The organism is Arthrobacter sp. Leaf141 (assembly GCF_001424565.1).
In the GTDB taxonomy this organism is placed as follows: domain Bacteria; phylum Actinomycetota; class Actinomycetes; order Actinomycetales; family Micrococcaceae; genus Arthrobacter.
Genome location: NZ_LMOL01000002.1, coordinates 28,483 through 39,095 on the forward strand (window position 1 = coordinate 28,483; position 10,613 = coordinate 39,095).

12 protein-coding genes are annotated in these 10,613 nt (G+C 67.2%); 7 read left to right on the forward strand and 5 right to left on the reverse strand.

Going from position 1 to position 10,613, the window contains the following annotated elements; all coding sequences use genetic code 11:
* Positions 1-190: 190 nt before the first annotated feature.
* Complete coding sequence (locus ASF72_RS00410) at positions 191-424, reverse strand: DUF3073 domain-containing protein (RefSeq protein WP_050686970.1); 234 nt, start codon at positions 422-424, stop codon at positions 191-193.
* A 271-nt stretch (positions 425-695) separates the two neighbouring features.
* On the opposite strand from ASF72_RS00410, the gene ASF72_RS00415 reads away from it, so the two are divergent.
* Complete coding sequence (locus ASF72_RS00415) at positions 696-1,355, forward strand: septum formation family protein (RefSeq protein WP_056595541.1); 660 nt, start codon at positions 696-698, stop codon at positions 1,353-1,355.
* 3 nt (positions 1,356-1,358) lie between these two features.
* Here the strand turns inward: ASF72_RS00415 and clpB are convergent, their stop codons facing one another.
* Both clpB and ASF72_RS00425 read right to left on the reverse strand, forming a co-directional pair.
* Entirely contained in the window at positions 1,359-4,040 is a 2,682-nt protein-coding gene (gene clpB, locus ASF72_RS00420; protein ID WP_056595543.1) for an ATP-dependent chaperone ClpB, read from the reverse strand.
* A 196-nt stretch (positions 4,041-4,236) separates the two neighbouring features.
* Positions 4,237-4,989: a S1 family peptidase gene (locus tag ASF72_RS00425; protein ID WP_050686975.1), complete on the reverse strand. Its 753-nt coding sequence runs from the start codon at positions 4,987-4,989 to the stop codon at positions 4,237-4,239.
* 211 nt (positions 4,990-5,200) lie between these two features.
* Between ASF72_RS00425 and ASF72_RS00430 the strand changes: the two genes are divergently transcribed.
* The 3 genes from ASF72_RS00430 (at position 5,201) to ASF72_RS00440 (ending at position 7,362) form a co-directional block, all read left to right on the forward strand.
* On the forward strand, positions 5,201-6,070 hold the full coding sequence (locus tag ASF72_RS00430; RefSeq protein ID WP_050686976.1) for a DUF4031 domain-containing protein: 870 nt from the start codon (positions 5,201-5,203) through the stop codon (positions 6,068-6,070).
* Positions 6,067-6,906, forward strand: coding sequence for a 2-phosphosulfolactate phosphatase (locus ASF72_RS00435; RefSeq protein ID WP_056595546.1), 840 nt, complete (start codon positions 6,067-6,069; stop codon positions 6,904-6,906). Before ASF72_RS00430 ends, ASF72_RS00435 begins: the two co-directional genes overlap by 4 nt.
* 69 nt (positions 6,907-6,975) lie before the next feature.
* A complete protein-coding gene (locus ASF72_RS00440; protein ID WP_056595549.1) occupies positions 6,976-7,362 on the forward strand; it encodes a VOC family protein in 387 nt (128 codons plus the stop codon).
* A 24-nt stretch (positions 7,363-7,386) separates the two neighbouring features.
* On the opposite strand, the gene ASF72_RS00445 is transcribed toward ASF72_RS00440, so the two are convergent.
* Both ASF72_RS00445 and ASF72_RS00450 read right to left on the reverse strand, forming a co-directional pair.
* Positions 7,387-7,788: a YccF domain-containing protein gene (locus tag ASF72_RS00445; protein WP_050686979.1), complete on the reverse strand. Its 402-nt coding sequence runs from the start codon at positions 7,786-7,788 to the stop codon at positions 7,387-7,389.
* A gap of 67 nt (positions 7,789-7,855) precedes the next feature.
* Positions 7,856-8,467 (reverse strand): phosphoribosylanthranilate isomerase, encoded by a 612-nt coding sequence (locus ASF72_RS00450; RefSeq protein ID WP_056595552.1) that lies wholly within the window; start codon positions 8,465-8,467, stop codon positions 7,856-7,858.
* 117 nt (positions 8,468-8,584) lie between these two features.
* On the opposite strand from ASF72_RS00450, the gene ASF72_RS00455 reads away from it, so the two are divergent.
* The 3 genes from ASF72_RS00455 (at position 8,585) to ASF72_RS00465 (ending at position 10,528) form a co-directional block, all read left to right on the forward strand.
* The gene (locus ASF72_RS00455) at positions 8,585-9,148 is read left to right on the forward strand and encodes a HutD/Ves family protein (protein WP_056595554.1); all 564 of its coding nucleotides are present in this window, start codon (positions 8,585-8,587) and stop codon (positions 9,146-9,148) included.
* 89 nt (positions 9,149-9,237) lie between these two features.
* The gene (locus ASF72_RS00460) at positions 9,238-9,768 is read left to right on the forward strand and encodes a ferritin (RefSeq protein ID WP_050686982.1); all 531 of its coding nucleotides are present in this window, start codon (positions 9,238-9,240) and stop codon (positions 9,766-9,768) included.
* A 133-nt stretch (positions 9,769-9,901) separates the two neighbouring features.
* Entirely contained in the window at positions 9,902-10,528 is a 627-nt protein-coding gene (locus ASF72_RS00465) for a nucleoside/nucleotide kinase family protein (RefSeq protein ID WP_056595556.1), read from the forward strand.
* The last annotated feature ends 85 nt before the right edge of the window (positions 10,529-10,613 follow it).

Genomic DNA, 10,613 nt, shown 5'->3' on the forward strand with positions numbered 1-10,613 from the left:
ACCGCCACCCGCACCGTTGGTACGGTGCCGGCGGCGGGCAGCTGACTGCATCCGGCGCGGGGAATCCTTCTGGATCCGGGTGCCGGAAAAGAAGCGCCGCACCCGCTGTGGTCACACGCGGGGCGTGCGGGAACAGCTGTGCGGCGGCGTCACAGCGCTGCGGCCCGAAGGCCGGAGCGGCAAGCGACAACTAGCCGATGCGGCGGGTGTGTACCCCGTCGTCGTCTTCTTCCAAATCATCCGCGTACTTGTCCACGTAGGCCGAATAGTCCGGTTCAACCGGTTCGTTGGCGAAACGGCTCGGCGCACGGACTTCAGAGCTCTTAAGCTCACGCTGGAGAGCTGTGTAGTCAGTGTTCGGGGAATAGTACTTAATGTCCCGAGCCTGTTTGGTAGCTTTTGCCTTTTGACGGCCGCGCCCCATGGCGTGACCCCCTTTTGTACTCGGACCGGAGGTGGTCACCATTGGCGTTAGTGAGGCCCCGGAATGTTTGGTCAATTTGTCGTACCCCTAGATTACATGCTTTAAGCTGCCACTGCTTGCCAGCCGCGGCCTCCGCAGCCGGATCGCAGCAGCCCCCCCCTTGCCGATCCCCCGGGTTTCCCGCTTTTTTGTTCGGTAGAGTCTTAAGAACAGCTGCCGGGACGGCCCGCACCGGATCCCGCAGTGCGAAAAACGCAGGAAGGTGCACCCCGTGAACCACCAGGATGTCCCACCCAGGCCTTCCACCCCGCCCGCCTCCGGCACGCCCTCGGCAGGCGGCGGCAGCAGCCCCGTCGGGGGCCCCAACCTGGCGCCCGCGGCTGACGCACCACGGCTGCCGAACCGGGCACTCAACCGGACAACCCTGTGGAAGGTGTTCTTCGCCGTCGTCCTGCTGCTCGTGGTGGGCGGGCTGGTATGGCTGGCGCTGTGGCTGAACTCCGGCCGGGATTCGAACGGGTCAACCAAGGACGGCGCCCTGGAAACGGCGGTCACGCCGGCCCCCACCGCATTGGAGTCCCCGAAAGAAGGCGTGGAGCCTGCCGGGTACGCGCTGGGCGACTGTTTCCGCGACTTCGATCCCGAGGCCCTGACGGCCACTGTTGTGCCGTGCAACACCGGCCACTCGGCGCAGCTGGTGTCGCTGTACCGCTACCCCGGCGACGGCACCTACCCCGGCTCGGACGCGCTCAAAGCCAAGGCGCAGGAGGCGTGCCAGGCCGCCAGGTTGTCCCCGGCGGCCGACGGCTACACGCTGGAGTTCCAGCGCAGCTACCCCAGCAGCACCAGCTGGGCATCCGGTGACCGCCGGGTGGACTGCTACGTCACGGCGGCCACCGGCAATGTCATCAATGCCAGCGTGCTGCCGTAGCCCTCAGTCCTTCCGCCGCACGGAAAGCCCGGCCCCTTCGAAGCGGCCGGCGCGGACCTGCTCCACAATTCCGTCACCCTGGTCACTGAGCGCAGCCAGGGTCCCGTCAGTGAGCTCGTCGACGTCGGCGGCGGTATCCACCAGCACCGTGTCACCATCGCTGATGTCGCCGGAGAGGATGGCCTTGGCCAGCCGGTCGCCGATCTCGCGCTGCACCAGCCGGCGGAGCGGGCGGGCGCCGTAGGCCGGGTCGAAGCCGGAGAGCGCCAGCCAGGACCTGGCGGCCTCGGTGACCTCCAGGGTGAGGCGGCGGTCCTGCAGCCGCCGGCCCATTTCCGCCACCTGCAGCTCCACAATCCGGGCCAGCTCCTCGACGTTCAGTGGGTCAAACAGCACCACTTCATCCAGCCGGTTCAGGAATTCGGGTTTGAAGGCGGCGTTTACGGTGGCCATCACGGCCTTCCGCTTGGCGTCCTGGTCCAGGGCCTGGTCCACCAGGAACTGGCTGCCGAGGTTCGAGGTCAGCACCAGGATGACGTTGCGGAAGTCCACGGTGCGGCCCTGCCCGTCGGTGAGGCGGCCGTCGTCCAGCACCTGCAGGAGGATATCGAAGACCTCGGGATGGGCTTTTTCCACCTCATCAAGCAGCACCACTGAATACGGCCGGCGCCGGACGGCCTCGGTCAGCTGGCCGCCCTCCTCGTATCCCACGTATCCCGGCGGGGCGCCAACCAGCCTCGACACGGAGTGCTTCTCGCTGTACTCGGACATATCGATGCGCACCATGGCGCGTTCGTCGTCGAACAGGAAGTCCGCCAGGGCTTTGGCCAGCTCAGTTTTCCCCACGCCGGTTGGACCCAGGAACAGGAACGATCCCGTGGGGCGGTTGGGGTCGCTGACGCCCGCCCGGGCCCGCCGGACAGCGTCCGAAACCGCAGTGACGGCCTGCTGCTGCCCGATCAGGCGGCGCCCCAGCTCGTCCTCCATGTGGAGCAGCTTCTGGCTTTCGCCCTGCAGCATCCGGCCTGCCGGGATGCCGGTCCAGGCCGAGATGACTTCGGCGATGTCGTCCGCGGTAACCTGCTCCGCCACCATCTGGGCCGACTTGTCCGTCACTGCGGCCTCGGCTTCGGCGGCTGCCTTCAGTTCGCGCTCCAGGGCGGGGATTTCGCCGTATTCGATCCGGGATGCGGTCTCCCAGTCGCTTTCGCGTTTGGCCTTCTCGCCGGCTATCCGCAGCCCATCGAGTTTGGCTTTGAGGTCTCCCACCCGGTTCAGGCCCGCCTTCTCGGCATCCCAGCGGGCGTTCAAGCCGTCCAGTTCCTCGGTTTTGTCGGCTTTGTCCGCCCGCAACGCGGCCAGGCGTTCCACCGAGGCCTGGTCGGTCTCCTTGGCAAGGGCCAGTTCCTCCATGGTCAGCCGGTCCACGGCGCGGCGCAGCTGGTCGATTTCCACCGGTGCTGAGTCAATTTCCATGCGCAGCCGGGACGCGGCCTCGTCCACAAGGTCAATGGCCTTGTCCGGCAGCTGGCGGCCGGAAATGTAGCGGTTGGACAGGCCGGCGGCGGCCACCAGCGCGGAGTCGGCGATGGTCACCTTGTGGTGGGCCTCATAGCGGGCCTTCAGGCCACGGAGGATGCCAATGGTGTCCTCCACGCTGGGCTCGCCCACGTACACCTGCTGGAAGCGGCGTTCCAGGGCCGGGTCCTTTTCGATGTTCTCGCGGTACTCATCCAGGGTGGTCGCACCGATCAGCCGCAGCTCGCCCCGGGCCAGCATCGGCTTGAGCATGTTGCCGGCATCCATTGACGACTCACCGGTGGCACCCGCCCCCACCACCGTATGGATTTCATCGATGAACGTGACAATCTGGCCGTCAGAGTTCCGGATCTCTTCCAGGACGGCTTTCAGCCGCTCCTCGAACTCGCCGCGGTACTTGGCGCCGGCCACCATGGATGCAAGGTCCAGGGAGATCAGGGTCTTGCCGCGCAGGCTTTCCGGCACGTCGTTGGCCACCATACGTTGCGCCAGGCCCTCCACCACGGCGGTCTTGCCCACGCCCGGCTCGCCAATGATGACCGGGTTGTTTTTGGTCCGGCGGCTCAGGACCTGGACGATCCGGCGGATTTCGGTGTCCCGCCCGATCACCGGGTCCAGTTTGCCGGCCCGTGCCATAGCGGTGAGGTCGGTGCCGAATTTTTCGAGCGACTGGAACGTGTTCTCCGGATCCGGGCTGGTGACCTTCCGGTCGCCGCGGACTCCCGGCACTGCGGCGCGCAGCGCTTCATGGGAGGCGCCGGCGTCGCGCAGGATCCGTCCGACGGAGTCGCTGCCGGCCGCAAGTCCCAACAGCAGCACCTCGGTGGAGACGTAGGTATCGCCCAGGCTTTCGGCCTCGGTGTTGGCGTTCTGGATTGCCTGCAGCGCCGGCCGGGAGAGCTGCGCCTGCTGGGTGGAGCCGCCGGATGCTGCGGGCAGGGCCTTGATGGCGCTGCTGGCCTGCACACTGACGGCATCAGGATCGGCGCCGGCTGCCTTCAGCAGCGCCACAGCCACGCTGTCGCGCTGGTCCATCAGCGCCTTGAGCAGGTGGGCGGGCTCCACCTGGGGGTTTCCGGCGGTGGAGGCGTTCATGGCGGCGGCCGAGAGGGCCTCCTGGCTCTTGGTGGTGAATTTGACGTCCAACGAGGGCTCCTTTCAGGGGCGGAAATTCTAAGTTGAGTGTACAACGCTCAACTTTGTGAAAGGAACCTTTTAGGCCGATCCGGACGGCAGGAACGTCTGCCCTCAGCGAACATGCGCCGCCAGCGTGGCTGGCGGCGACAAAACGGCGGCCGGCCCCTTGGGGGGAGCCGGCCGCCGATGGTTCTGTTCCGGAGCCTTACGAGCCAGCCACCCCGGAGACGCTGGTGATCCAGCTGAGGTTGCGGGCCACCGAGGCGTGGTCGTTGTAGTAGCGGGTAAACGTTGACGGGTTGGGTGTGGGCAGAATGCTCGATGTCGACAACACACCCACCAACTTGCCGTTCACCACCAGGGGCCCGCCGGAGTCGCCGCCCAGCGTGTGGCCGGATTGCGACTGGGTGCGCACCGAGACGCCCCCATACGTGTCGCTGCCCTGGCCCGCCACGGTGACGTTCGCGGTTTTGAAGGTGTAGGACATGGTTCCGGCGCCCTCGGTCTGGTCGCCCCAGCCATAGACCTTGGCGGCAGCACCGGTGGCGGGGACGCTGCCGGACAGGCCCACATAGGAGCCGTAATGCGGGGTGGAGAGCTTAAGGAGCAGGACATCCCCCGTGCTGGAGGCATAACGGCCGGCAACCGTCTTCACCGTGCCGCCGGTCTCCAGATACGTGGTGCCCAGCCGCACCGACTGCAGCGACGGGGAATCGCAGTGCTTGGCGGTGATGACCCAGTTCGCCGAGATCTGGCTGCCTGTGCAGCCCACATTGGTCCCCGTGGCGTCGAAGGAAATCTGCGCCGCGTAGGGTGCCGCCGAAATCGTCGTGGTGGCACCGCCCGCGATGTCCGGGCTGGCACTGTCTCCGCCGGCGGCCGGAGCAGCATGGGCCGGCAGCGGCCCCATCAGTGCGGCGGCCGCGGCGGCGGTGGCAAGAATCCTGGCGAGTTTCAAAGCGGTGGCTCCTTCGCGGATGCCTGGCGCAGCCGTCGTCGGGACGCCAGGTCGGTTCGGTGTAGGCGGGCGGGAAGAGGTGGTGACTGTCCGCCCCTCCGGAGACTACCGGTCTTTATTATTCTTGTCACGGGCTATGACAAACTTGTAATACGCAGCCGGGAGCGCGCTGGCAGGCTGGGCGCCGGAGCCGGCCTACTAGACTTCCGTCATGGCCATCTACATCGACCCGCCGCTTTGGCCTGCGCACGGGACGCACTTCTCCCATCTGGTTTCGGATGGGTCGCTGGCGGAACTGCACGCCTTTGCCGCCGCGGCCGGTATTCCCGAAAGGGCATTCGACGGCGACCACTACGACGTGGCGGAGCGCCGCTTCGATGACCTGGTGGCGGCGGGCGCCTTGCCCGTCGAAGCCAGGGTCCTGGTCCGCAAACTCATTGCCAGCGGCCTGCGCATTCCCGCCCGGCAGCGGAACAAGTCCCTGAAGGTCCCGCTTCAGGACCGCTGGGAGGCCGTTATGCCCGGCCACGACGCCCTCTTCCTGGACCTGCTGGACCGGTGGAGTGAACCGCACCGGCACTATCACGGCCGCACCCATCTGCTGTCCATCCTCGAAGCCCTGGACCTCCTTAACGAACCGGCTGCTGTTCCCAGGACAGTCCTTTTGGCCGCATGGTTCCACGACGCCGTCTACCAGGGAATCCCCGGGCAGGACGAAGAGGAGTCGGCGCGGCTGGCCCTGGACCGGCTCCGCGGCACCGGGCTGCCGGCGGCCGAGGTCGAGGAGGTGGCCCGGCTGGTCCTGCTGACCAGCCACCACCGCCCCGAAGCCGGAGACACCGACGGGGCGCTGCTCTGTGATGCCGATCTTTCCGTCCTTGGCGGCGACCCGGCGGAATACGCCCGGTACCTTGCCGCCGTCCGGCTCGATTACGCGCACGTGCCTGACGCTGATTTCGCCGCCGGCCGGGCCGCCGTCGTCCGCCGGCTCCTGGACCTTGAGCCCTTGTTCCACGGACACCGCGCAAGGGACCTTTGGTTGGGCGCCGCGCACCGGAACCTGCACGGAGAACTGGCATGAACGCACCGGGAACGAACCCCCGCCACGTGCATACCGCAAGTGCGGCGCACCGCCAACTGCCTTTCACGGTCAGGCTGGAGTGGGGTCACGACGGCGCCGCGACGGTTGCGCCCGGCACCGACCTCGCCGTGGTGGTGGACGTCCTCTCCTTCACCACGTGCGTCAGTGTGGCCCTGGACCGCGGCGCGGAGGTTGTTCCGTACCGCTGGCGGGATACGGGCGCCGAGGATTTCGCTGCCCACCATAATGCGCTGCTGGCCGGACCGCGTGACGGCGGCGGGCTGAGCCTGTCCCCCGCCAGCCTGCGGACCGCGCAGTCCCTGGGCCGGGTGGTACTGCCATCCCCCAACGGCTCCGAACTGTGCCACCAGCTGGCTGGCGAAGTGCACCTGGTTGCCGCTGTTTGCTTGCGGAACGCCGCCGCCACTGCGGACTGGGTGGCAGCCAACCTGCCGGCAGACGCTGTGATCGCCGTGATTGCGGCCGGTGAACGCTGGCCCGATGGCAGCCTGCGCCCTGCCGTGGAGGATGCGATCGGCGCCGGCGCGTTCATCACCGCCCTGGCTGCGCAGTGGCCCGCCAGGATTGCTGCGGACAATTCCCGGGGCGGACCCGAGGAAGGCGACTTTGACTGGCACGGGTATTCGCCGGAAGCGGTTGCTGCGGCGGCGGTCTTCGGAGCGGCCGAACCAAGCCTCCGGGAGATGCTGCACGGCTGTTCCAGCGGCCGTGAACTGGTGGGGGCGGGCTTTGCGGAGGATGTGGATATCGCCGCCGAACTGGACGGCAGCGACTCGGTGGCCATCCTGTCGGACGGGATTTTCCGGCGGCCCTGACCGGTTCCCACGGGTTGCCTCGGCGGCGTGGTCCTTTACGGCCGGCGCCGGCAGTGCAACACTGCTCGGATGAGCCTGCGCATCCAAGCCGTCTGCATTGATTCCACCGATCCCCGGGTCCCGGCAGCCTTCTGGGAAGCCGCCCTGGGTTGGCGGCGGACCTACGAGGAGGCGGACGAGATTGTGCTGGAGCCGCCCGCGTGCAGTCCCGAAGACGGGGTCAGTCCGGACCTGCTGTTCCTGAAGGTACCCGAAGCCAAAGGACCCAAAAACAGGCTGCACCTTGACCTCCGGCCGGAAAACCGGGACGCCGAAGTGGCCCGGCTGGAAGGCCTGGGCGCCAAGCAGGTCTCCGTGGGCCAGGGGCCGGACGTCACCTGGGTGGTGATGGCCGATCCTGACGGCAACGAATTTTGTGTGCTGCGGGCCCTGCGGCCGGACGAAATGCCGGGCTAGCTGCACTGCCCAGCCAGCTTCGGCCTACCGGTACGCCTGGACGAACGGGGTGTTGCTGGGCACGATCTGCTTGCCCAGCGGCATCAGGGACACCGGGATGAGCTTGAGGTTGGCGATGGCCAGCGGGATGCCGATGATGGTGACGGCCATCGCGATCGCGGTGGCCACATGGCCGATGGCGATCCAGATCCCGGCCACCAGCAGCCAGATCACGTTGCCCAGCAGGGCGAACGGCCCGTTTCCGCCCGGTTTGTCCACCACCATCTGCCCGAAAGGCCACAGTGCGTAGGCCGCGATGCGGAACGACGCGATCCCCCACGGGATGGTGACGATCAGCAGGCAGCAGATGATCCCGGCTGCGAAGTAGCCCAGGGCAAGCCAGAACCCGCCGAATACCAGCCAGATGATGTTGAGCAGAGTCTTCATCTGTCCATTGTCCCCCGACGGGTTGGCTTCCGCGGTGGGTGACCACCCTGAACGATCCCTGAAAAACCTAGGTGCGGACGCCGGGCTTGGCCGCGTGGACAAAGGCCCGGATCCTGGCCAGGTCCTTGACCCCGCGGGACGCCTCCACGCCGGAGGAAACATCCACACCCCAGGCCTGCGCCGCCCCGGCGGCGGCAGCCACGTTGCCGGCGTCCAGTCCGCCGGCCAGCAGCCAGGACCGGCCGGCAAGCACCGGCAAGGCAGCCACCGAAGCATAGTCCCACGACTCACCCGAGCCCGGGACCGCGGCGTCGATCAGGAGCAGGTCCTCACCCCAGTCCTCGAACTCTTCCGCAGTGGCACCCAGGGTGATGGCCCGGACCAACTTCATGCCGGCGTCGTGCACTTTGGCAACGTCTTCCCGGGTCCTGGTGCCGTGCAGCTGGATCCAGTCGAGGCCGGCCGCGCGGGCGATTGGGGCGGCATCCGCCAGCGGCTCGTCACGGAACACGCCGATGGGCGTCACACCCGCCGGGACCTCCGCGAGCAGCGCCGCCGCCTGGGACGGCGAAACCACTCTTGGGCTCGCGGTCAGGACAAATCCCACGGCATCCGCCCCGGCCGCCACTGCTTCGCGGACCGATTCGGGCGTGCTGAGACCACACACTTTGACGAACATTCCCGGCTCCTTCAGGTACGTTTACGTGTTGTCCCCCGGGTGGAGAGTAGCAGGGACGGCCCCTTCCCGCGATGCACGATGGCACCTCCGCCGGCTGCCGGGAACTAGGCTGGGCTGATGCAGATCATCCGCTTCGCAGACCTTAAGGCCACCCCCTGGCGCAACGGCGGCGGGGTGACCCGGGACCTGGCCAGCCACCCGCAGGGCGCGGCGGCCCAGGACTGGGACTGGCGGGTGAGCATTGCCGAGGTCACCAAAGCCGGTGATTTCTCCCCGTTCCCGGGCATGGAGCGGGTCCTCACTGTGGTGGAAGGTGAGCTGCTGCTGCTCACGGTGGACGGAGCGGACCATCCCCTGGAAAAGTACCGCCCGTTCCGGTTCGACGGCGGCGCACCGGCCGCCGGTTCGCTGCCCACCGGCGACATCCGCAACCTCAACGTCATCACCCGCAGCGGAAAGTTCAAGGGGTACACCTCCATCATTGAGCTGTCCAAAAAGCGTGCGCATCCCGTTTTTGCGGGGCAGCTTGCCGTGCTGCTGCAGGGGCAGGCAGCGGCCAGCGTGGCGGGCGGCGGCCCTGTGGACCTGGGCCGGTACGACGCCGTGGTGGGCGCCGACGAAAGCTCCCCCGAAATCCTGGGGCGGGGTTTCCTGGCTGTGGTCTCGGTCGACGCCGTCTGAGCGTTACCGCAGGTAGGCCAGCCTTTCCTTCCGCAAGCCGAGCCTTCCCACACTGGCTGGCCCGCGCGGCCGAACCCTAGACTCAAGCCATGACTTCCTCCACGTTTAACGCGCTCCTGTCCACCCAGATCGGCAACGAGTTCACGGCCTCGCAGCAGTACATTGCGGTGGCCACCTGGTTTGCCAACGAAGACCTCCCGCAGCTTGCCCGCTACTTCTACCGGCAGTCCGTGGAAGAGCGCAACCACGCCATGATGATGGTGCAGTACATGCTGGACCGGGACATCCCGTTCACCATCCCCGGCGTTCCCGCGGTCCGCAACGACTTCTCTTCGGTGACCGAGCCCCTGGCCCTGGCGCTGGAGCAGGAAAAGGAAGTCACCCGCAACATCGAGGCCCTGTTCCGGGCCGCCCGCGGCGAGAACGACGCCCTCGGTGAGCAGTTTATGCTGTGGTTCCTTAAGGAGCAGGTGGAGGAAGTGGCGTCCATGACCACGTTGCTGAACATTGCAGAGCGCGCGGACAACCTGTTCGACATCGAGAACTTCATCGCCCGCGAAACCGTGGGCGACAGCGGCCAGGACGCCTCGGCCCCGGAAACCGCGGGCGGCTCGCTCTAAGCCCACCCCCTAAGCCCACCCCCTCGGCCCAGCCCTGCGCCGCCCCACCCAACTGACTCGCAGTTGTTGTCGTTTTGAGCCTCGAAAACGACAACAACTGCCAGTCAGTTGGGCTGGGGCCTAGGCTTTTGTTATGGACTCACCCGAAGCGCGGCTGGCAGTGGCCTCCCTGCGGGAGCGGTTGTCAGGCCGCCGCCGCACAATGCTGGGCATCACGGGGGCTCCCGGTTCCGGCAAATCCACGTTCGCGGCCTGGCTGCAGCACCAGTTCGGTCCCGACGCCGCCGCAGTGGTCCCCATGGACGGATTCCACCTCGCCAACAGCATCATCGACGGCACACCGCTGCGGGAGCGCAAAGGTTCCATGGACACGTTCGACGCCGGCGGGTACCTCTCGCTGCTGCGGCGGCTTGTGCTGCGGGATGAAGAAGTTGTGTATGCGCCCGAATTCCAGCGGACCCTGGATGAGCCTGTGGCGGCTTCCATCGGCGTTCCCTCGTCCGTTTCCCTGGTGATCACCGAGGGGAACTACCTGCTCGCCTCGCAGGCGCCCTGGCCGGAGGTCCGCGCGCAGCTTGACGAGGTGTGGTTCATTGACACGCCGCCCGCCGTGCGGCTGGGCAGGCTGGTGGACCGGCATGTGGAGTTCGGGATGGACAGGACGGCGGCGGAAGCCTGGGCACTGGGCCCGGATGAGGCCAACGCCCGGATCATCGAGGCCACGCGGGACGGAGCGGACAGGATCATCCCTTGGGGCTGAGAACCCCGTGGCTGGAACGCTCCCCAACTGACTCGCAGTTGTTGTCGTTTTGAGCCCTCAAAACGACAACAACTGCGAGTCAGTT

Coding starts and splice junctions, on each gene's coding strand:
- ASF72_RS00410 (WP_050686970.1), bottom strand. CDS start 424: ATGGGGCGCGGCCGTCAAAAGGCAAAAGCTACCAAACAGGCTCGGGAC.
- ASF72_RS00430 (WP_050686976.1), top strand. CDS start 5,201: ATGGCCATCTACATCGACCCGCCGCTTTGGCCTGCGCACGGGACGCAC.
- ASF72_RS00450 (WP_056595552.1), bottom strand. CDS start 8,467: ATGTTCGTCAAAGTGTGTGGTCTCAGCACGCCCGAATCGGTCCGCGAA.
- ASF72_RS00465 (WP_056595556.1), top strand. CDS start 9,902: ATGGACTCACCCGAAGCGCGGCTGGCAGTGGCCTCCCTGCGGGAGCGG.
- ASF72_RS00440 (WP_056595549.1), top strand. CDS start 6,976: ATGAGCCTGCGCATCCAAGCCGTCTGCATTGATTCCACCGATCCCCGG.
- ASF72_RS00445 (WP_050686979.1), bottom strand. CDS start 7,788: ATGAAGACTCTGCTCAACATCATCTGGCTGGTATTCGGCGGGTTCTGG.
- ASF72_RS00455 (WP_056595554.1), top strand. CDS start 8,585: ATGCAGATCATCCGCTTCGCAGACCTTAAGGCCACCCCCTGGCGCAAC.
- ASF72_RS00435 (WP_056595546.1), top strand. CDS start 6,067: ATGAACGCACCGGGAACGAACCCCCGCCACGTGCATACCGCAAGTGCG.
- ASF72_RS00460 (WP_050686982.1), top strand. CDS start 9,238: ATGACTTCCTCCACGTTTAACGCGCTCCTGTCCACCCAGATCGGCAAC.